The organism is Ralstonia sp. A12, assembly GCF_000801955.1.
In the GTDB taxonomy this organism is placed as follows: Bacteria; Pseudomonadota; Gammaproteobacteria; order Burkholderiales; family Burkholderiaceae; genus Ralstonia.
In genome coordinates this window covers 1-21,124 of record NZ_JSZO01000033.1, presented here as the reverse complement: position 1 = coordinate 21,124, position 21,124 = coordinate 1, and the positions used below count along the sequence as shown (strand labels likewise).

13 protein-coding genes and 1 pseudogene are annotated in these 21,124 nt (G+C 63.9%); 7 read left to right on the top strand and 7 right to left on the bottom strand.

Going from position 1 to position 21,124, the window contains the following annotated elements:
* The first annotated feature begins 237 nt into the window (after window positions 1-237).
* The 6 genes from PI87_RS24365 (at window position 238) to PI87_RS24340 (ending at window position 7,425) form a co-directional block, all read left to right on the top strand.
* On the top strand, window positions 238-1,620 hold the full coding sequence (locus tag PI87_RS24365) for an ethanolamine ammonia-lyase subunit EutB (RefSeq protein ID WP_039600466.1): 1,383 nt from the start codon (window positions 238-240) through the stop codon (window positions 1,618-1,620).
* An 8-nt stretch (window positions 1,621-1,628) separates the two neighbouring features.
* Window positions 1,629-2,420, top strand: a complete 792-nt coding sequence (gene eutC, locus PI87_RS24360; RefSeq protein WP_039600309.1) for an ethanolamine ammonia-lyase subunit EutC — start codon at window positions 1,629-1,631, stop codon at window positions 2,418-2,420.
* A gap of 141 nt (window positions 2,421-2,561) precedes the next feature.
* Complete coding sequence (locus PI87_RS24355) at window positions 2,562-2,864, top strand: hypothetical protein (RefSeq protein ID WP_039600465.1); 303 nt, start codon at window positions 2,562-2,564, stop codon at window positions 2,862-2,864.
* Window positions 2,861-3,910 (top strand): multidrug transporter subunit MdtN, encoded by a 1,050-nt coding sequence (mdtN, locus tag PI87_RS24350; protein ID WP_039600308.1) that lies wholly within the window; start codon window positions 2,861-2,863, stop codon window positions 3,908-3,910. Before PI87_RS24355 ends, mdtN begins: the two co-directional genes overlap by 4 nt.
* Complete coding sequence (locus PI87_RS24345; protein ID WP_039600307.1) at window positions 3,891-5,882, top strand: FUSC family protein; 1,992 nt, start codon at window positions 3,891-3,893, stop codon at window positions 5,880-5,882. Before mdtN ends, PI87_RS24345 begins: the two co-directional genes overlap by 20 nt.
* Window positions 5,869-7,425 carry a TolC family protein gene (locus PI87_RS24340; RefSeq protein WP_039600306.1) on the top strand — a complete coding sequence of 519 codons (1,557 nt, stop codon included), beginning with the start codon at window positions 5,869-5,871 and terminating at the stop codon, window positions 7,423-7,425. The genes PI87_RS24345 and PI87_RS24340 overlap by 14 nt, the downstream gene beginning before the upstream one ends.
* Before the next feature lie 28 nt (window positions 7,426-7,453).
* On the opposite strand, the gene glnA is transcribed toward PI87_RS24340, so the two are convergent.
* The 4 genes from glnA to PI87_RS24320 form a co-directional block, all read right to left on the bottom strand.
* A complete protein-coding gene (gene glnA, locus PI87_RS24335; RefSeq protein WP_039600305.1) occupies window positions 7,454-8,929 on the bottom strand; it encodes a type I glutamate--ammonia ligase in 1,476 nt (491 codons plus the stop codon).
* Between the two features lie 138 nt (window positions 8,930-9,067).
* Entirely contained in the window at window positions 9,068-14,896 is a 5,829-nt protein-coding gene (uvrA, locus tag PI87_RS24330; RefSeq protein ID WP_039600303.1) for an excinuclease ABC subunit UvrA, read from the bottom strand.
* A gap of 220 nt (window positions 14,897-15,116) precedes the next feature.
* Complete coding sequence (locus PI87_RS24325; protein WP_052321740.1) at window positions 15,117-16,001, bottom strand: class II glutamine amidotransferase; 885 nt, start codon at window positions 15,999-16,001, stop codon at window positions 15,117-15,119.
* Window positions 16,002-16,109: 108 nt separating this feature from the next.
* Complete coding sequence (locus PI87_RS24320; protein WP_052321739.1) at window positions 16,110-16,997, bottom strand: mechanosensitive ion channel family protein; 888 nt, start codon at window positions 16,995-16,997, stop codon at window positions 16,110-16,112.
* A gap of 461 nt (window positions 16,998-17,458) precedes the next feature.
* On the opposite strand from PI87_RS24320, the gene PI87_RS24315 reads away from it, so the two are divergent.
* Window positions 17,459-18,967, top strand: a complete 1,509-nt coding sequence (locus PI87_RS24315) for a GGDEF domain-containing protein (RefSeq protein ID WP_084210087.1) — start codon at window positions 17,459-17,461, stop codon at window positions 18,965-18,967.
* 85 nt (window positions 18,968-19,052) lie between these two features.
* Here the strand turns inward: PI87_RS24315 and PI87_RS24310 are convergent.
* The 3 genes and pseudogenes from PI87_RS24310 to PI87_RS24300 all read right to left on the bottom strand — a co-directional run.
* Window positions 19,053-19,325: pseudogene (locus tag PI87_RS24310) on the bottom strand (NAD(P)(+) transhydrogenase (Re/Si-specific) subunit beta); the annotation flags it as partial.
* Window positions 19,326-19,472: 147 nt separating this feature from the next.
* Window positions 19,473-19,757, bottom strand: coding sequence for a hypothetical protein (locus tag PI87_RS24305; protein WP_039600300.1), 285 nt, complete (start codon window positions 19,755-19,757; stop codon window positions 19,473-19,475).
* A 120-nt stretch (window positions 19,758-19,877) separates the two neighbouring features.
* A complete protein-coding gene (locus PI87_RS24300) occupies window positions 19,878-20,996 on the bottom strand; it encodes a 3-deoxy-7-phosphoheptulonate synthase (protein WP_039600299.1) in 1,119 nt (372 codons plus the stop codon).
* Window positions 20,997-21,124 lie beyond the last annotated feature (128 nt).

Below are 21,124 nucleotides of genomic sequence, written 5' to 3'. Positions count from 1 at the left end.
CACTTCTTTAGGGCCAACCCTGTCTAGGCAGACTCTTTTGTGCGGATTTCATCAGGAAAGCGAAAGAAAACGAGGGGGGGGCGGCTGGACCCAAAGGAGGGTGCTGACCGTTTCAAGCGGGTGAGAGCCCACTCCACAGCGTCAATCAGCGCTGGGACCGCCGGCGCCTAAAGTGAGACAGTAGACATTGCAATGGCCCGCCCTTCCAAGGCGGCGGCCTCATGAATGTATCCCATCATGCACTTTTCCCACGCCGTCGGCGCACAGCGCCACGTGTTCAACGATCTCAAGACGCTGCTGGCCAAGGCCAGCCCGGCGCGCTCGGGCGATTACCTTGCCGGCTTGGCGGCAACCAGCGAAGCCGAGCGCATGGCCGCCCGCATGGCGCTGGCGGATGTACCGCTGTCGGTTTTCCTGAGTGAAGCGCTCGTGCCTTATGAGCATGACGAGGTCACACGCCTGATTCTGGACAGCCATGACACACAGGCCTTCAAACCCATCGCGTCATTTACGGTGGGGGAATTCCGCAACTGGCTGCTCCTGCACGAGACCGACAGTGCCGCCCTGGCAAAGGTCGCGCCCGGCGTTACGCCAGAGATGGCCGCGGCGGTCAGCAAGCTGATGCGCAATCAAGACCTGATTGCGGTTGCCCGCAAGTGCCGCGTGATCACGCGCTTTCGCAACACCATCGGCTTGCCCGGCCACCTGTCGGTTCGGTTGCAACCCAACCACCCCACGGATGACCCCAAGGGCATTGCCGCGTCGATCATCGATGGGCTGCTCTACGGCTGTGGCGACGCGACCATCGGCATCAACCCAGCCACCGACAACCTCGGCGCCATCGTCTCGCTGCTGCAGTTGATCGATGAGTTGCGAGACCGCTATGCCATTCCCACGCAATCCTGCGTGCTGACCCACGTCACCAATACGGTGCGCGCCATCGCGCAGGGCGCACCGGTGGATCTGGTGTTCCAGTCCATCGCGGGTAGCGAGCAGGCCAATGCGGGGTTCGGCATCAGCCTTGCGCTGCTGGCGGAGGCGCATGACGCCGCGCAAAGCCTGGTGCGCGGCACCGTCGGCAACAACGTGATGTATTTCGAAACCGGGCAGGGCAGCGCGCTGTCAGCCAACGCACATCATGGCGTCGACCAGCAGACGATGGAGGCGCGTGCCTATGCGGTTGCGCGGGCGTTCTCACCGCTGCTGGTCAATACGGTGGTTGGCTTTATCGGGCCCGAATACCTGTACGACGGCAAGCAGATCATCCGTGCCGGGCTGGAAGACCACTTCTGCGGCAAGCTGATGGGCCTGCCCATGGGCTGCGATGTCTGCTACACCAACCATGCGGAGGCGGACCAGGACGACATGGATACGCTGCTGACGCTGTTTGGCGTGGCGGGCATTCATTTCATCATGGGCGTGCCGGGTGCCGACGACATCATGCTGAACTACCAGAGCACGTCGTTTCATGACGCGCTCTACCTGCGCGATACGCTGGGGCTGCGGCCGGCCCCGGAGTTCGAGGCATGGCTGCAAAGCATGGGCATTATCGACATGGCCGGCCGCCTGCAAGACGCCACCGCACGCCAGCCGCTGCTGCAGTTGGCCCACACGCTGTAATGCCTTCCATGCCGACGCGAAATCTCGTTCAGTCCAATCCCTGGGCGCACTTGCGTGCATTCACCGATGCACGTATTGCATTGGGCCGGGTTGGCAACAGCCAGACGACCGACGCCGTGCTCGCCTTTGGCCTGGCGCACGCACAAGCCCGCGATGCCGTGCATCAGCCGCTAGACAGCGCAGCCGTGGCGGCGGCGCTTGAGCAAGCGGGCTTCGCCAGCCTGAGCGCGCATAGCGCCGCCGCAGACCGGGCCCAGTATCTGTGCCGGCCGGATCTGGGCCGGCGCCTGAGCGATGCCAGCCGCGCAAGCCTTGCGGCGGCACGGCCAACCGAGCCGGTCGACACCATCTTCGTGATTGCCGATGGTCTCTCGGCTCTGGCTGCGCAGAGCCATGGTGTGCCGCTCCTGCGCAGCGTGCGCGAGCGCTTGCCGGAGGACTGGTCGATTGGCCCCGTCGTCATTGCCGAGCAATCCCGCGTGGCACTGGGCGATGAGATTGGCGAACTGCTGGGCGCGCGCCAGGTGGTCATGCTCATTGGTGAGCGCCCCGGCCTGAGTTCGCCCGACAGCCTCGGCATCTACCTCACCCATGCGCCGCGCGTTGGCCGAACGGATGCCGAGCGCAACTGCATCTCGAACGTTCGTCCCGCTGGACTGGGTTACGACCATGCAGCGGACAAACTCGTGTTCCTGCTCAAGGGCGCGCTGGCGCTCGGCCGCAGCGGCATTGATCTGAAGGACGACACTCCCGTTGCCAGCCTCATTGCCGCGTCAAGTACCCCCCAACTGAAGGAATAAGGCGTATCGGCCTTCGGGACAGGGGGCACCGGCGTAGTTTGTTACAACTGGTCAAGAACAAAGTGTGCTGATAAAGTGGCTCGGCCCTGATCCATCGTCGAGCCAGTCAGCGCCATGCTGGCGGGCGGCGCCGAGACATCGATGCCACGCCGAAACCTGCCCATTCCGACGCGCGTTCTGCTGGTTCCTGCCCTGGCGGGCTTGGGGTTGGCACTTCAAGGTTGCAGCACGCATGGCGCGCCTTCGTACGCCATCTTCGGCGCGTACTTCCCCCTCTGGCTGCTGAGCGGGTTGATTGGCGCGGCAGGTGCGCTGATTGCGCACCGGATCTTCGTCATGACGGGGTGGGCAAGCTGGATACCGCTCCAGCTTTCTGTGTGTGTGGCGATTGGAGTGATGGTTGCCGTGGTCGTCTGGCTGTCTGGCTCGGGGCACTTCCTATGAAAATGGCCGGCCTGCACAAGCCCGTGCTGCGCGGCTACCTGATCGCGCTGGCGATTATCCTCATCGGTGTGGCGGTGGCGGTTTATGCCTACGTCCACACCTCGCGCTATCCCTCCACAGACGATGCCACCATCGATGCCGATGTCGTGCACGTTGCCACGCCGGTGGGCGGGCGCATCGTCAAACTGGTTGTGTCCGAGAACCAGCACGTCAAGAAGGGCGACCTGCTGTTCGAGATCGATCCCGTACCGTATCGCCTGACCGTTGCGCAAGCACAAGCCGATGTGGAGCTGGCCCAGGCTTCACTCGACACGCGGCGCCGGTCGCTGATCGGTGAGCGCTCCAAAGCCAGCATCGCCGCAGACCAGAGCAGCCGTGCCGAGCACAACTACGCGCTGGCCTCCCGCACCGTCAACCGGCTGGCCCCGCTGGCGGCCCAGGGGTATGTGCCTGCCCAGCAACTGGATCAGGCGCAGGTGGCACAGCGCGACGCCGCCATCTCACTACAGCAGGCCAACGAACAGAAGCGCGCCAGCGCGCAGACCATTGGCGACGAAGCCGATGCCATTGCCATGCTGCACGCCCGCGAGGCCGCACTGGCGCGCGCCAAGCACGCGCTGGACGACACCGTGGTACGCGCGCCGCACGATGGCTGGGTCACAGGCCTATCCGTGCTGGCGGGCGAGACCGTCGCCCCCAACCAGTCGATCTTCACGCTGATCCACTCAGGCGAGTGGTTTGCCGTGGCCAACTTCCGGGAGACGACGCTCTCCGCCATCCAGGTGGGCGACTGCGCCACGGTGTTCTCCATGATCGACCGCAGCCAACCCATCCAGGGCAAGGTGGACAGCATCGGCGCCGGTATCGCCGATACGGACCGGGTGAACCTGCCGCGCACGTTGCCCATCGTCCAGCCATCGGTGAACTGGGTGCGGGTGGCGCAGCGCTTCCCGGTGCGCATCCGTCTGGAGGAACCGGCTGACAGGCTGGTCCGGGTCGGCGCCAGCGCGATTGTCGAGATTAAGCATGGCGCCGCCTGCCGGTGACATCGCACGGGGCATCTGGCCTCGCCCCGGCGAGGTGTTCCGGCTACTGGCGCCAACGCCTGGCAGGGCGGAGATCACCACCCGCATCGCCGTCATCTGCGCGTTGACCGCGCTTGTCACCAGCATCGTCACCACACCCTGGGCCGCCATCTCGGCCTACGTGGTGTTCTTCATGATCCGCCCCGATCGCGTGACCAGCATCGTGCTGTCGATCGCCATGTTGCTGCTGGTGACGGTGGTGCTCGGGCTGATCATCGTCATCGCCATCTTTTGCATGGACGACCCGCTATGGCGGGTGGTGTGGATGGTCGTGCTGTCGGTGAGCCTGCTGTTTTTGACATCGGCCAGCAAGCTGCGCCCGGTGGGGGCGATCCTGGCGATGATTGTCGGGTATGGGCTGGACGAACTCGGGATTGCCCCGGTGGGTGAGCTGGCGACGCGGGCGCTGCTCTATGCGTGGCTGATGGTGGCGATTCCGGTGGGGGTGGTCATCGTAGTGAATCTCGTGATGGGGCCATCCCCGCGCAAGCTGGCGTGTCAGGCGTTAGCGCGGCGCTTGCGGCTGGCGGCACAACACCTGGGCCAGGCGGGTGCCAACCGCACCGCGCTCACCGCATGCCTGCGCGAAGGCAGCCAGCAGATTGCCACGTGGCTGCGGCTGTCGAAGGTAGAGGGTTCGACCTCGTCGGCCGATCTGGCGGCGCTGCAGCAGGCGGTGGCGTCCACCACGGCCATCCTGATGGCGGTTGACCTGGCTGCCAGCGAACCGAAGGCGCGCCTGCCCGTATCCGTCGCCACCCCTGTCATCGAGGCGCTGCAAGCCATGGCAGGCATGCTCGAGCAGGGCGGTTATCCAGTCGACATTGAACTGACGCTGCCCGCGGGCGTTACATTGCCGCCGCTGGCAAACGCTGTAGCAGCGGAGCTGCAATCCGCCATCGCTCACTTTGCAGTCGTGGAAGGCAAGCCGGCGCAAGCCGAGGCGCCACCGCCCAAAGCGCGCGGCGGTTTCTTCTTGCCGGACGCCCGCACCAACCCCGCCCACCTGCGCTACGCCCTGAAGACCACCGCCGCGGCGATGTTCTGCTACCTGCTGTACATGCAGCTCGACTGGTCAGGCATCCACACCTGCTTCATCACGTGCTACGTGGTGTCGTTGAGCAGCGCGGCGGAGACGGTCGAAAAGCTGACGCTGCGTATCGCCGGCTGTCTGGTGGGGGCAGCGTTGGGTATTGCGACGCTCGTGTGGGTACTGCCGGCCATGACGTCCATTACCGAGCTGATGGCGCTGATGTTTGTCGGCATGTGGCTGTCGGCATGGGTTGCGCAGGGCTCGCCGCGTATTGCGTATGCGGGGTTCCAGATTGCCTTCGCGTTTCTGCTGTGCGTGCTGCAAGGGGCTGCACCGGCATTTGACCTGACCATCGCGCGGGACCGCATCATCGGCATCCTGTTGGGCAATGTGGTCGTGTACCTGATGTTCACGCGGGTCTGGCCGGTGAGCATTGCGGGGCAGGCAGATGTGGCGTTGGCCGCATTGCTGCGCCAGTGGGAGGCGGTCACGCGAGCAGTGCGCACAGGCCAAAGGCGAACATTGGCTGCTCAGGCGATGGCGCAGCAAGGCGCGCTGGAAGCGAACGTTGCGCTGCTCCGGTACGAACCCGCCTGGGTACGCCCCGTGCCGGAATGGATCGCGCAGCGCCGCCGCGCACTGACCGAGCTTGAAGCGCTCGAAGGTCCGTTGTTCCTGATCGCCGAGCGTGCACCCGGTGATGCGGCCGTGCAGACGCGATTGCGTAGCGCGGCCGAGCGTGCCGGCGTGAGCGGGCTGGCGACCGACAGCGGGTCCATCGCCACCCCCGATACCATGCGCGATGCGCTGTTGGCGCTGGTTGATGAGCGCCTTGCCCGCATTGCACGAGAAGTCCCCGATGCTGTATCCAAGGAGTCGCTGACGCATGCGCCAGCCTGATCTGTTGGCCGTTTTCCTCAGCCTGGCTGTCACCGTCACGGCCGGGTGTGCGACGTCTGCGCTGGACATGGCACCGGAGCGTGCTGACCGCCCGTGGCAGCCGCGCACGACGGATACAGGCGAGATCATCCCGGGCGCGCCATCACAGCCGACGTCTTCCAACGGTGCAAATGCCAGCTACACGTTGCCGGCCAACACCGCTGCGGCGACGATCCCGCCCGCTGCCGCATTCGACGCCGCACACGCCTACGCGCTGCCCGAGCTGATCGACGTTGCCGAATCGAACAACCCACTCACGCGAGTCGCCTGGAACGATGCGCGCAATGCCGCGCTCATGGCAGGGATCGCAAAGAGCGCCTATCTGCCGTATCTCTCTGCCACAGCCATGGCTGGGTACCAGACGGGGCACGGTTCGTCGTCGACGCCGCTCGGTACGGCCGGCACGGATACCACGGTGCACGGAACCGTGTCGGTGCTGTCATTGCAATGGTTGCTGTTCGACTTTGGTGGCCGCGCGGCGCGCGTGGATGCCGCCGAGCAGTTGTCGGTTGCCGCCAACATCGGTTTCACGGCGGTGCACCAACAGGTGATCTATGACGTGACCGTCGCGTTCTACGCGTATGAGGCGGCACGCGCCCGGACCGTGACTGCGGCGCAAGGTCTGAACAATGCCGAGGCGATCCTGGCGGCCGCCAAGGCGCGCTTCAAGCAGGGTATCGGTACGGTGGTCGAAGTCGCACAGGCCACGCAAAACCGTGCGCAGGCCAACCTGGCGCAAGTCCAGGCCCAGGGCGCGGAGAGTGACCGGTATCTGTCGCTGCTCTCTGCGGTGGGCATCTCGCCGTTGTCGAAGCCGAAGATTGCCGACCTGCCCATCCGCACGCTGAATCCGGCATTGCGCACCCCGGTCGACCAGATCGTCGCCGATGCCATCGCCCGGCGACCCGATGTGCTGAGCGCCTATGCCGCCGAAAAGGCCAGCCAGTCGAAGATCCAGGCCGCGGAAGCGGAATTCATGCCGAAAGTGTTTGTCTCGGCCTCCACGTCGTACAACTCGGGGCGAGCGGCCGTCACGGCCATCCCGCCCGTCGGCCAGCAGGCACCGACGGTGAACCTCAATGGCACCCACTATGGTGTAGGCGCCTTTGTGGGCGTGACCATTCCGCTGTATGACGGCGGTTTGCGTTCCGCCGTGCTGGCACAGGCGCGCAACGATGCTGAAAGCGCTGCGGCCAAACGCGTACGCACCACGCAGGAGGCGGTGCGCCAGATCGTGGCGGGGCAGAACACGCTGCAGACGAGCCTGACTTCGCATGAGGCGGCGCAGGCGCTGGTGGCTGCCGCCCAGACGACGTACGACGCGGCGCTGGCGGCGTATCGCCACGGCGTCGGATCGATTACCGATGTGTTGATGGCGCAGAACCAGCTGCTGCTGGCCAAGAACGCCTACGTCGATACCTACAGCGGCGCGCGTACGGCTGCCGCCACGCTGGCGCTGGCCACAGGATCGATTGGCGCCGCATCAACCCAGCCCGGCTGGTAAGCGCGCCCGTCCGGTTTGCATGGGCGCGTCAAATATCGAAGTACAGATGGAACTCCCAAGGATGGGGCCGCAATTTCAATGGCGCGATCTCGTGCGTGCGCTTGTAGTCGATCCAGGTGCGGATCACATCTTCCGTAAAGACATCGCCCTTGCGCAGGAAGGCTGAATCGGCTTCCAGCGCAGCGAGGGATTCTTCGAGTGAACCGGGCACCTGACGGATGTTGGCCGCCTCTTCCGGCGGAAGATCGTAGATGTTCTTGTCGAGCGGCTCACCGGGGTCCATCTTGTTTTCGATGCCGTCCAGGCCTGCCAGCAGCATTGCGGAGAAAGCGAGGTACGCGTTGGCCGATGGGTCAGGGCAGCGGAACTCCACGCGCCGCGCGGCGGGTGAATCGGAAACCATCGGAATCCGCGCCGCCGCCGAGCGGTTGCGCTGCGACATCGCCAGATTGACTGGCGCTTCGTAGCCCGGCACCAGTCGCTTGTAGGAATTCGTGCTCGGCGCGCAGAACGCCATCAACGCCGGTGCGTGCCGCAGTAGCCCACCGATATACCAGCGGCACATCTGCGACGTGAGTGCCCAGCCGCTCGCGTCGTAAAACAGGTTCTCGTCGTCCTTCCACAGGCTCTGGTGGCAGTGCATGCCGCTGGCGTTGTCGGCAAACAGCGGCTTGGGCATGAACGTCGCCACCTTGCCGTGCTTGCGCGCCACGTTCTTGCAGATGGTCTTGTAGATCATGACGTTGTCGGCCATGCGCGTGAGCGAGGCGAAGCGCATGTCGATCTCGCACTGGCCGGCTGTCGCCACCTCGTGGTGATGCACCTCGACGCGCACGCCTGCCTGCATCAGCGCCAGGACGATCTCGGAACGGATGTCCTGCAGCGTGTCGTGCGGCGGTACAGGGAAGTAGCCGCCCTTGTAGAGCTGCTTGTAGCCAAGGTTGCCGCCGCCGTAGGCGCCTTCATCGCGGCCCGATGTCCACTCGCCCTCGGCGGATTCCACGTGGTAGTAACCGGAATGCTGGTCTTGCCCGAAGCGGATGGAATCGAAGATGAAGAACTCCAGCTCGGGGCCGAAGTAGCAGGTGGTGGCAAGGCCGGTCTGCCGCAGGTACATCTCTGCCTTCTTTGCAACGTAGCGCGGGTCGCGTGAGTACAGCGCCTTGCGCACGGGGTCCAGAACGTCGCAGATCAACGCCAGCGTGGGCGCGGCGCAGAACGGGTCGACAAATGCGGTGGTCGGGTCGGGCCGCACCAGCATGTCGGATTCGTGGATCTCCTGAAAGCCGCGGATCGACGAGCCATCAAAGCCGATGCCGGCCTCGAACAGATCGTCATTGACTTCCGGAAGCGTGATCGAGAAGTGTTGCCACTGGCCGGGCAGATCGGTGAAGCGGAGGTCAACCACCTGGATGGCGCGCTGCCTGATGAGGTCGATGACCTCGCCCGCGTTCTTCAATGGGGTGAAGCGATAGCTGCCGGGTTCCACTTGGACCATGCTCATGGCGGCCTCCTTTGCTTGCCATGCCATAGTCCAACACTAGTCGTTCAGGTGCTGAAAGCAATGCGCCGAACGGGTGGCGCCCGCCGCTTAAAAGTGCGGGAAGGCGCGCCCCCGATCGGTTGCTGTGACGCTTTCGATTCAGCCGGTGCGCCGCTTCTCCTCCTGCTTCCCGCGTGCCAGCACCGGCACCAGCGCCGCCCCGGTATGGCTGGTCCTGACCCGCGCCAGCGCCTCCGGTCCGCATGCTGCCACGATGGTGCCGCCCTCATCGCCACCCTCGGGGCCCAGATCGAGAATCCAGTCCGCCTCGGCAATCACGTCAAGGTCGTGCTCGATCACGATCACGCTGTGGCCGCCATCCGCCAGGCGATGCAGCACGCGGATCAGCTTGGCCACGTCGGCCATGTGCAGACCGACGGTCGGCTCATCCAGCACGTACAGCGTGTGCGGTGCCTTCTGGCCACGGCGGGTCACGTCATCGCGCACCTTCGACAACTCGGTGACAAGCTTGATGCGCTGCGCCTCGCCGCCAGACAGCGTGGGCGAAGGCTGGCCCAGCGTCAGGTAACCCAGGCCCACGTCCTTCATCAACTGCAGCGGGTGCGCGATGCTGTTCATCGCGCCGAAGAACTCGACTGCTTCGTCGATCTCCATGGTCAGCACTTCACCGATGTTCTTGCCGCGCCAGGTGACGGCCAGCGTCTCGGGGTTGAAGCGCTGGCCATGGCACACGTCGCATGCGACCTTCACATCGGGCAGGAAGCTCATGGCGATGGTGCGCACGCCCTGGCCCTCGCAGGCCGGGCAGCGGCCGTCGCCAGTGTTGAACGAGAAACGCGAGGCGGTGTAGCCGCGTGCGCGCGCTTCCAGCGTGTCGGCAAAGAGTTTGCGGATGGTGTCCCACACGCCGATGTACGTGGCTGGACACGAGCGCGGCGTCTTGCCGATCGGGGTCTGGTCGACTTCCAGCACGCGGTCGATGGCTTCCCAGCCGGTCACGCCGTCACAACCGTGCCAGTCGTGTTTGACGTCGAGCTTGCGAGGCATCTTCGCATCAGGCACCTCAGCCTGCGCAGCCTTGCGTGCACGGCGCGTGGCCGGCGACGACAAGACCGAGCGACCCACCGCATCCAACAGGTTGGTCATGAGCACGTCGCGCGCCAGCGTGGATTTGCCGGAGCCGGACACGCCCGTAATCGCCACCAGACGCGACAACGGCATCGTGGCCGTAACGTTGCGCAGGTTGTGCAGCTTGGCGCCATGCACCGTCAGCCACTGCTCGGGCACGGGCTGCGCGCCTGCGCGCGGTGCAACGACCTCGCGGCGTGGCTGCAGCGGGTGCTCGATCGGCTGCGACAGGAAACGCCCAGTGAGCGAATCCGGCTGCGCGGCCAAGTCCTGCACGCCGCCTTGCGCGACAAGGGTGCCGCCGCGTTTACCGGCGCCGGGGCCGATGTCAATGATGTGGTCGGCACGGCGGATGGTGTCTTCATCGTGCTCGACCACCACTAGCGTGTTGCCCTTGTCGCCCAGCTTGCGCAGGGCATCCAGCAGGATCTGGTTGTCGCGCGGATGCAGGCCGATGGTCGGCTCGTCCAGCACGTAGCACACGCCCTGCAGGTTGCTGCCGAGCTGCGCGGCCAGGCGAATGCGCTGCGCCTCGCCGCCCGACAGGCTGGGTGCGGCGCGATCCAGGCTCAGGTAGCCCAGGCCGACTTCTTCCAGGAACGACAGTCGGCTGTGGATCTCGGCCACCACATCGCGCGCGATGTCGGCATCGCGGCCAGTCAGGTCCAGGCCTTCCACCCAGCGGCGGGTCTGGCTGACGGTCCACTGCGCAATGTCGACGATGGGTTTGGTGGCAAAGGTCACCGCGCGCGCCGTCGGGTTCAGGCGCGTGCCGTGGCAATCGGGGCAGGGCAAGTCGGTCATGCCGTCCGGATCGACTTCTTCCGAGGGCAGTGTCTGCTCACGGCCACGATCATCGCCGCCGAGCACGGTGTCGTCAAACGCGGCGCGCTGCTCGCGCGTGAGCGCCAGGCCCGTACCGACGCAGCTCGGGCACCAGCCATGCTTGCTGTTGTACGAGAACATGCGCGGGTCCAGCTCGGGGTAACTAGTGCCGCAGGTCGAGCACGCGCGCTTGGTCGAGAACACTTTCACGTTGCCGACGTGCGCGGTGCCGCCGCTATGCATGGCGTTCTGCAGGCCGTCCAACGGGGCGAGCACGTGCATGATGCCCTTGCCGTATTCCAGCGCCTGCTCCATCAACGTGCGCAGTGCGGCTTCGTTTTCCGGGGAGACAACGATATCGCCCACCGGCAGTTCCAGCGTGTGCTCGCGGAAGCGGTCCAGACGGGGCCACGGGTCAACGGTCAGGAACTCGCCATCGACACGCAGGTGCGTATAGCCGCGCGCCTTGGCCCATTTGGCGAGGTCGGTGTACACGCCCTTGCGGTTCACCACCAGCGGGGCGAGCAGGCCGATGTGCTCGCCACGGTGGTCGCGCATGAGTTGGGCAAAGATGGCCTCGGGGCTCTGCGCCGACACCGGCGTGCCGTCGTGGATGCAATGCTGCACGCCCAGCTTCACATACAGCAGACGCAGGAAGTGCCAGACCTCGGAGGTCGTCGCTACCGTGCTTTTGCGGCCGCCGCGCGACAGGCGCTGCTCGATGGCGACCGTGGGCGGAATACCGTAGACCGCATCCACCTCGGGCCGGCCCGCCGGCTGCACGATTGAACGCGCGTAGGCATTGAGCGACTCAAGATAGCGCCGCTGCCCCTCGTGGAACAGGATGTCGAACGCCAGCGTTGATTTGCCCGAGCCCGATACCCCCGTCACGACATTGAACTTGCCGTGCGGAATATCGACGTTCATTGCCTTCAGGTTGTGCTCGTGCGCGTTGACGATACGCACCACGTTCTCGCCCTGGACTTCCGCCACGGCAGCGCGCTGCGCGCGGCGAGCAGCCAGTGCGCTTTGCAGCGGCACGCCTTCATCGGCAGCTTGCGGTTGACCGATGCTCGCTTCGTACTGTTTGAGCGCGGCACCGGTATGCGAAGCAGCGCAGGCCTTCACCTGCTCGGTCGTACCGGCACACACCAGCAGGCCGCCCGCATCGCCGCCCTCGGGGCCGAGATCGATGATCCAGTCGGCCGCCCGGATCACATCGAGGTTGTGCTCGATCACGATCAGCGAATGCCCAGCGTCGAGCAGCTTGCCGAACGCGCGCATCAGCTTGGCGATGTCGTCAAAGTGCAGACCCGTGGTGGGCTCGTCGAACATGAACAAGCGGCCGGCGTTGGCGGGCACGTCTTGCTTGACGCGCTTGCGGGCGGCGGCCTGGGCCGCCTGCGCCGCTTCGGCCAGGAAGCCCGCGAGCTTCAGGCGCTGCGCTTCGCCGCCGGAAAGCGTCGGCACCGGCTGGCCGAGTTTCACGTACTCCAAACCCACGTCGACGATGGGCTGCAGCACGCGCAGCACGTCAGCGTCGTCGGCAAACACGCTGGCGGCTTCGCTCACCGTCAGCTCCAGCACGTCTGCCACTGATAGCTTGTGCGCGCCGCGCTCCAGCTTCACCTCGAGAATTTCCGCGCGGTAGCGCGTGCCATCGCAATCCGGGCAGCGCAGGTAGATGTCGCTGAGGAATTGCATCTCCACGTGCTCGAAGCCCGAGCCGCCGCAGGTCGGGCAACGCCCATCGCCCGAGTTGAAGCTGAACGTGCCGGCCGTGTAGCCGCGCTGCAGCGCCATTGGCACCTTGGCAAACAGCTTGCGGATCTCGTCAAACGCGCCCACGTAGCTGGCCGGGTTCGAGCGCGCGGTCTTGCCGATCGGGGATTGGTCGACGAAGACCACATCGCTGATCTGGTCCGCACCGCGCAGTGCGCGAAACGCGCCAGGCGATTCCGTCGCCTTGCCGAAATGGCGCGCCAGGGCGGGGTGGAGCACGTCCTGGATGAGCGTCGACTTGCCAGAGCCGGACACGCCCGTCACGCACACCAGCCGTTGCAACGGCACTTCGATCGTCACGTCCTGCAGGTTGTGCTGGCTCGCACCCTCAAGCACAAGACGCGGTGCACCGTTGATGGGGCGGGCCTGCCAGTCGGTGGCGTTGGCCACGCGGCGCTGGCCGGACAAATAGGCGCCAGTCAGCGTGTCGGCTTTTCGGATGGCAGCGGGCGTACCGTCGAACACGATGGTGCCGCCGCGCTCGCCGGGGCCGGGGCCCATGTCGATGAGGCGGTCGGCAGCGAGCATGACGGAGGGATCGTGCTCCACGACAACCAGTGTGTTGCCCGCATCGCGCAGGCGCTGCATGGCTTCCACAATGCGATCCAGATCGCGCGGATGCAGACCGATGCTCGGCTCATCCAGCACGAACAGTGTGTTGACGAGCGATGTGCCCAGCGCCGTGGTCAGGTTGATCCGCTGCACTTCGCCGCCGGAAAGCGTGCGGCTCTGGCGGTCCAGTGTCAGGTAGCCGATGCCGACGTCGCACAAGTAGGCCAGGCGCGTGCGCACCTCGTCCAGCAGCAGCTTGAGCGCATCGTCGAGCAGGGTGGAGGGCAGCGTCAGCTCGTCAAAGAACCGGCGGATGCGTGCGATGGGCAGCAGCATGACGTCGTGCACGGTCAGACCGGGCAGGGCTTCGAGCTGGGCGCGGCTCCATTTCACGCCGCGCGGCATGAAGCGGTGCTCCGGTGCCAGCACAGCGTCGGCATTTTCCTTGCTGCCCAGGCGCCATTGCATGGACTCGGTTTTCAGGCGCGCACCGCCGCAGGTCTCGCACGTCGTATAGCTGCGGTACTTGGAGAGCAGCACGCGGATGTGCATCTTGTACGCCTTCGACTCCAGGTAGTCGAAGAAGCGGCGCACGCCGTACCACTGCTTGTTCCAGCCGCCGCGCTTGAAGGTCGGGTCGCCGTTGATGACCCAGTGGCGCTGTGCTTCGGTCAACTCGGCCCACGGCGTGTCGCGCGGGATGTCGGCCGCCGCCGAATAGCGCATGAGGTCGTCCTGGCATTCCTTCCAGGCCGGAGTCTGCATCGGCTTGATGGCACCTTCGCGCAGGGTCTTGCGCTCGTCCGGAATCACCAGGCCAAGGTCGACGCCGATCACGCGGCCAAAGCCACGGCATGCATCGCACGCACCGTAGGCCGAGTTGAATGAAAACAGCGCGGGCTGCGGATCGGCATAGCGCAGATCGCTCTCTGGGCAGTGCAGGCCGGTGGAAAAGCGCCAGATCTCAGGTTCGGCAGCCTCGTCGGCGGGCAGCACGTACACGTTGACACGACCGCCGCCGCGCTTGAGCGACGACTCGATGGCCTCCAGCGCACGGACACGCTCAGTGCCCTGCAGGCGAAAGCGGTCGGCCACCACGTCGAGCAATTTGCGTTCACCACTGACACGTTCGGCCTGCACGCGCGTATAGCCGCTGACGGAAAGCCACTGCGCAACTTCATCCGCGCTGGTATTGGCCGGCAGCTCCACCGGAAAAGTCACCACCAGGCGCGGATCAGCCTCGCGCGTGCGCGCCAGCAGCTCGTTGTAGATGGTTTCCGGCGTGTCATGGCGTACCGGCAGTGCGGTATCCCGATCGAATAGTTGGGCCGCGCGCGCAAACAGCAGCTTCAGGTGGTCGTTCAGCTCCGTCATCGTGCCGACAGTCGAGCGTGAGCTGCGCACCGGATTGGTCTGGTCGATGGCGATGGCCGGCGGCACGCCTTCCACATGGTCGACCTGCGGGCGGTCCATGCGATCCAGGAACTGGCGCGCGTAGGCGCTGAAGGTCTCGACGTAGCGGCGCTGGCCCTCGGCATAGAGGGTGTCGAACACCAGGCTCGACTTGCCGGAACCTGACGGCCCGGTCACCACGGTCATTTCGCCCGTGCGCAGGTCCAGATCGAGGTTTTTGAGGTTGTGCTGACGGGCTCCGCGCAGGCGAATGACACCGGAAGACATGAGGGGTGGTCCTTGGAGAACGTAGGGGGAGATGCCGGCACGGGTAGCCAAACTGGCACCGGCCGGCAATCAGAAATCGGGCCGTAAACTGTAGCGGATTCTTGAGATCCGGTTCACTGACGGCACAAATCGCGGGCGCGAGGTTACCGCAAGGCTCCTGACACCGTTTTGTCAGGAGGTTTCAGTGGGGAAGAAAGTTGGAGAGGGCGAGAGCGCCCGATCAGCCTGCGGCGAGCCCGTAGGAGGATTGTTGCTTGCCCGACACTTCAGACACGGGCAGCCGGGGGGTGAACCGATGGCGCTCGATCACGCCACTCTTGGCGACCACCAGGGTCTCTTCCGGAATCTCATCCCAGGCGTCGGGCAGGTCGACCAGGGGTTCGGACAGCACGAGAACCGCCTCGTCGCCCGCATCCGTGATCCGGGAATTGTCCGGGTAGAGGTGCTGCAGATGCCGGAACGACGTGCTGTGGAAGAGGGACCGCGAATCCCGCTCGCTGGAATAGCGCGCCGCGATGATCTGCTCGCCGTCAGTCACGCAGACGGTCATGTTCAGCGGGTGTTCAACGCCGTGCCGGTGGCCGACGTGCTCGATCAGTCCCGCCATTTGCTCCAAGGCGCCGCAAGGCTCCCGCTGCAGCCCAAACGTGAGCGCGAGGAAGAACATGACTTCAGAATCCGTTGAGCCCTCGATCCAGCGAAACAGCTCGGGCGCGACCTCCATCATCAGGTCACGCCGCAGTGTCGGGTATTCACGGATCAGCCCGTTGTGGGCAAACAGCCATCGGCCATAGCGGAACGGGTGGCAGTTGGTTTCCTGCGTGGGGGTGTCGGTGGCCGCGCGGACATGTGCCACAAACAATGGCGATCGGATGGCGCGGGCGGCTTCGCGCAGGTTCGTGTCATTCCAGGCGGGGTGCAGGCACCGATACCGGAAAGGCACCTCGGAGTGGCCGCCATACCAGCCAATGCCGAACCCGTCGCCGTTGGTGGTGGTGTGCCCCAGGCGGGATCGCAGGCTCTGGTCGATCAGCGAATGCGTCGGCCGGAACAGCACCGTCTCCATCTGAATGGGGTTGCCCGAGTAAGCCAGCCAGCGACACATGATGCACCTGCCTTTAGAACGCTTCGCACTTGGAAAGTGAGTCTAGGCAATGCGTATGGGAATGCACAGAGGAAGTGTTGCGCGCTGGCACTCCTGCAGTGCAGCAATCTATCGACTTGCCACCGCCTCACCGTTGCGCTTGATTGGTACATCGTCGGTGCCTTGCGTTGCGTCATGCACGATATGTAGCTCGCGCATGCGGACGGGCAGGGTGCAGCGTGCGTCCTTCAGCGTCGTGCGAACTTGCTGCGCCAGCTTCCAGCGCATTTCCCAGAAGTTCTCGGTCTTGGCCCAGACACGCAGGTTCAGCACAGCCACGCTGTCGTCAAAGCGCATGACCATTGCCATGGGCGCCGGCTCGGGCAGCACCAGCGGCTCGCTGGCGGCCAGCGCCTTGAGCGCCTCGATGGCGCCGGAAATGTCGTCGTGCAGCGAAACTTCGGTTTCCAGGTCTAGCCGGCGGGTCGGATTGCGCGTGTAGTTGCGCACGGTGTGGCTCCACAGTGCGCTGTTCGGCACGTATTCGCAGATACCGTCCGGCTTGGTCAGGCGCGTCATGAACAGGCTGACTTCTTCCACCGTGCCGGCCACCTCGCCACCGCCGCCGTCGATATAGTCCCCCACCCGGAACGGACGCAGCGCCAGCAGCATGATGCCGGCCGCGATGTTCTGGAGCGTGCCCTGCAGCGCTAGGCCAATCGCAAGACCCGCCGCACCCAGCACCGCAATGATGCTGGCCGTTTCAATGCCAAGCCGGGACAGCGCCCCGATGACGGCAAGAGTGCGGATGCCCCAAACGCTGATGTCGCAGAGGATCGGCGTGAGCGTGGCATCAAGATGGGCCTGACGGCTCATCAGCCGGTTCAGCCAGCGGCCAATGAGTTTTGACAGCCACCAGCCACCAAAGAGAATCAGCAGCGCGGTACACAGGCTGATCGCGAAATGGCTGAAGGTTCCCCAGAGGATGGGGTCAAGGTAAGCGTGAAGGTTTTCCATTATTGAACGCAGATGAGATGACTTGGCCTTGTGATGGGAACCGGACACTGGTACTTGGTTCCCATCATTTTTACTCATAATGTATCTTATGTTAAATACAATGATTGAGCAGATACCCAGAGATTCCTGGCGAACGGAAGCAAATCTATTCACTTGAGGTCAGCTCGGGTTGCCTCATTGTTCCGACTTGGTAAAAGTGCCTGCAATTTCTTGCGAATGGCCCTGTAACAGCCATTCATTGTGTCCAGATCGGCATCGTCGCACTACTGCTGAACGCCCAAATCTCTCCGACGGCTGTCAAGCGGAGGCCGAATGCTGAACTTTTCCCAGTCTCTGCCGATAAGATGGCTGCCGCAGGTTGCCGGCCAAAATGAAACGCTTGACCCTACCCTGCTTATTCATACCGTCAGCGATCGCCAGAAGGCGGACGTACAGCGCATTCCCTCCGCAAAGACCGCATCGTGTCCACTCGAATCTCCGCTCGCAATGTGGCCACATTGGCTGGCCGCCACCCTTTGATTGTTGGCTCGCTGGGGACACTGCTGACACTCGTCGCGCTGTCGATCAGCGTACTGACGCTGTGGGCCGCTCGCGAGACCGCAATCAAGCATGCGCATGAGATGTCCAGAAACGTCGCTAACGTATTGGCCAGCCACATTTCCCGGACCATCGAATCATCGGATCAGTCTTTGCTCATGCTCATCGCCGTGTTGAACAAACCGGGGATCCAAAACATGGATCCGGAGCTTCGGCACGCGTTGCTCTTCAGCCAGACAGCCGCCGCCCGCTATGTCACCGGCATGGGCGTCACCGACGATCAAGGGCGCCTGATCGACGGCTGCTGCTCCAGTACGCACCGGTGGGATTTCCACGATCGCGACTATTTCATCGTTCATCGCGATTCCGCAAACGTTGGCCTCTATGTATCGGCAGCCTATCGAGCACGATCGCGTGACGGCGTTGAGGCCATTGCACTGAGCCGGCGCATGAACCGGCCTGACGGGTCCTTCGCCGGCACCGCACTGGTCGCAATCGATCTCGACTACTTCAAGCAGTTGCTGGAAAAGCTTGATGTCGGGCCGCTCGGCGTCACGGCAATCGTCCGTGAAGATGGCAACCTGGTCGCTCGAAATCCGGCCCTCCCGCTCGCGCAAGCCCCGAACTACAGCAAGTCGCCAACCTTTCCACGCATGGTGAACCGTGATTCCGGCTTCTATGTGGCTCCGTCATCGAGCGATGGCGTGCTCCGCCTATATACGTTCCAGCGCGTTGCAGGCACCCCGTTCATTGCCGTGGTTGCCCCGGCGCTAAGCGATGCGCTAGCGTCATGGAGGCAGCTATCCTGGATCGTCGGACTCGCTGCGGTGTCGGTCAGCATCGCCTTCTGCGCGGTCGTATGGCTGCTGGCGTTTGCGTTGCGAGATCGTGTGGCGGCAGAAGGTCACCTGAGGGAACTCACGCAGACGGATCCGCTGACTGGCCTCAAGAACCGGCGTGCACTCGATGAAGCGTTGGAGAGCGAGTGGGATCGCCTGCAGCGCAACGGCAGTTGCCTTTCCGTCCTCTTTGTCGACGCAGACAACTTCAAGCGATACAACGATGCCCACGGCCATGCACTGGGCGATACCGCGCTTCAGCACCTTGCCGGATGCATTGGCAAACACGCACGACGGCGTGGTGACCTTGCCGCGCGCTACGGCGGAGAAGAGTTCGTGGTGGTGCTACCGGATACGAACGAGGCGGGGGCCGCTCACATCGGCGAAGCGATACGTGCGGAAGTCGAGCATGCGCACAGAGACCCGCAGCTTGCCCCTTTCACCGTCAGCGTCGGCTGCGCGACCGCACGACGCTCGTCTGCCGCGTCGCTTGATGCGTTGGTCAAAGCGGCCGATGTCGCGTTGTACGAAGCCAAGCACAGTGGCAGGAATCGGGTTGCCGCGACGTTAGTGCAAGAGCGCCTGAACCCGTGACGGTTCAGTGCGATGGCGGTCGCTGCTGTGCCGTGACCGCCATCGCCCACCCGAACGTGCTGATGCCTCACGCGGACAGGTGAGGTCAGACCGCCTTAGCCATTTCCTCGACTACCTTATTGGCATCACCGAAGACCATCATCGTCTTGTCCATGTAGAACAGCTCGTTGTCGAGCCCGGCATAGCCAGCGTTCATCGAGCGCTTGTTTACGATGATGGTCTTGGCCTGGTAGGCCTCCAGGATTGGCATGCCGGCAATCGGCGATTTCGGATCGGTCTTCGCGGCGGGATTGACCACGTCGTTGGCGCCCAGCACCAGTACGACGTCAGATTGGCCGAACTCGCTGTTGATGTCTTCCTCCGTCGCTCGAAATTGCCGCTTCGGAAGTTGAAGATGCTGAACATACCCTGGCGAGCACGGTACACGTGACGGTGTTCAGTTACCTCATCAAGCAGCAGCACTAGTCGCTCATACGGTGGCTGCATTCGCTGTTTTTCCTAGACCTCAGTTGCCCGGCATATCCCCGAAGGGGTTGTCGGGGATCTTTGCTTCGCCGGAAAGATTGTATTCAGCACGCACCGCTTTAAGCACCGCGGCGATGTCCCGCTCATGGCCGGCGGCGTTACCGAAATGCTTCATGGTCCAGTTACAGCCCGTTTCGTCAGGCTCTTGCAGTTGCGGACGAGGTACATGAATCTTCACGCCGTCTTCAACGACTTCGTGAATGCGATGTATGCGGCGGCTTACCTCGTCCCGCAGCCGGGACGCATTGAGCATCTTGCGGATCATCGAATTTTCCGTGGTTACTGGCTGTCGGCGTGCGGCACATCAAGATCGCCCGCTTTCTCGCGAGCGAAGTCCACGACAACCCTGATTATCCTTCTCGCCCCGGCCTACAGGGTATGCCGCTTAACCGCGTCGTCGTGTGCGCACGGCCGCAGCAAGCGTCTCCAGCAACGGTTCAGTCTGGGACCAGCCAAGGCAGGCATCGGTAATCGACACGCCGCGCAGCAACGGTACACCGGGCTTCAAGTCCTGGCGCCCTTCTTCCAGATGGCTCTCGATCATGACACCGATGATGCGTCGCTCTCCCGAAGACAGTTGGTGCGCCAGGTCATACCCCACGTCGACCTGACGAGCGTGCGACTTACCTGAGTTCGCGTGCGAGCAGTCGACCATCACCTGCTCGCGCAGCCCAGCCGTTCGGAGAATCGCGCAACAGTCTTCAATCGCCGACGCGTCGTAGTTTGGCCCCTTCTTGCCGCCGCGAAGAATGACATGTGCATCGCTATTGCCACGTGTTTCAAAAATCGCAGCCATCCCCATCTTCGTCATGCCCATGAACGAGTGGCTTGAGCGCGCAGCCAGAATCGCATCCGCCGCGATCTGAACGCCGCCATCCGTACCGTTCTTGAATCCGATCGGACAACTCAGCCCCGAGGCGAGTTGGCGATGGCTCTGGCTTTCAGTCGTTCGCGCGCCAATCGCCCCCCAGGCAACAAGATCGGCAATGTACTGCGGGCTCAGCAAGTCCAGAAATTCGGTGGCAACGGGCAACCCAAGCGCATTGACCTCCAGCAGCAGTTCGCGCGCCCGACGCAACCCTTCGTTGATCCGAAAGCTGCCGTCGAGCCGCGGGTCATTGATGTAGCCCTTCCAGCCAACGGTAGTCCGCGGCTTTTCAAAGTAGACGCGCATGACGATCAATAGATCGTCGCGCATGCGCTGCGCAGCCGCATCAAGCCGATGGGCGTATTCCATGGCCTGGTCGTGATCATGTATCGAGCATGGGCCGACCACCGCGATCAGTCGATCGTCCTGCCCCTGCAGGATCTTTGTGATCGCCGCCCGGCTCACCTCAACATGCGCCTGCACATCGGGTGACACGGGCAGCTCATCCAGAAGAAGCGCCGGGGAGATGAGCGGACGAACTGCACCAATCCGCACGTCATCGATGCGGGTTGTGTCCTGCGTGGCGTCTGCCACGCCAACCTCTTGGTCATGCTGGGGGTTGTCGATACGAGTCATGGAGGCCACCTGTTGAATAACGTTCGTCCCTCTGCATGTTGCAGGAAAACTCGGACTAGCGGGATGACTACCGTTAAACCAGCGACATCATGCGTAGCAGAAAGCAAGAAGCCACCTGCGGGTGGCTT

Bases quoted from the DNA above. Each gene is read 5' to 3' on its own strand.
- glnA (WP_039600305.1), bottom strand. From the start codon at position 8,929: ATGAGCATGGTCCAAGTGGAACCCGGCAGCTATCGCTTCACCCCATTG.
- eutC (WP_039600309.1), top strand. From the start codon at position 1,629: ATGCCGACGCGAAATCTCGTTCAGTCCAATCCCTGGGCGCACTTGCGT.
- PI87_RS24325 (WP_052321740.1), bottom strand. From the start codon at position 16,001: ATGTGTCGCTGGCTGGCTTACTCGGGCAACCCCATTCAGATGGAGACG.
- PI87_RS24300 (WP_039600299.1), bottom strand. From the start codon at position 20,996: ATGACTCGTATCGACAACCCCCAGCATGACCAAGAGGTTGGCGTGGCA.
- PI87_RS24340 (WP_039600306.1), top strand. From the start codon at position 5,869: ATGCGCCAGCCTGATCTGTTGGCCGTTTTCCTCAGCCTGGCTGTCACC.
- mdtN (WP_039600308.1), top strand. From the start codon at position 2,861: ATGAAAATGGCCGGCCTGCACAAGCCCGTGCTGCGCGGCTACCTGATC.
- PI87_RS24345 (WP_039600307.1), top strand. From the start codon at position 3,891: ATGGCGCCGCCTGCCGGTGACATCGCACGGGGCATCTGGCCTCGCCCC.
- PI87_RS24305 (WP_039600300.1), bottom strand. From the start codon at position 19,757: ATGATCCGCAAGATGCTCAATGCGTCCCGGCTGCGGGACGAGGTAAGC.
- uvrA (WP_039600303.1), bottom strand. From the start codon at position 14,896: ATGTCTTCCGGTGTCATTCGCCTGCGCGGAGCCCGTCAGCACAACCTC.
- PI87_RS24365 (WP_039600466.1), top strand. From the start codon at position 238: ATGCACTTTTCCCACGCCGTCGGCGCACAGCGCCACGTGTTCAACGAT.
- PI87_RS24355 (WP_039600465.1), top strand. From the start codon at position 2,562: ATGCCACGCCGAAACCTGCCCATTCCGACGCGCGTTCTGCTGGTTCCT.
- PI87_RS24320 (WP_052321739.1), bottom strand. From the start codon at position 16,997: ATGGAAAACCTTCACGCTTACCTTGACCCCATCCTCTGGGGAACCTTC.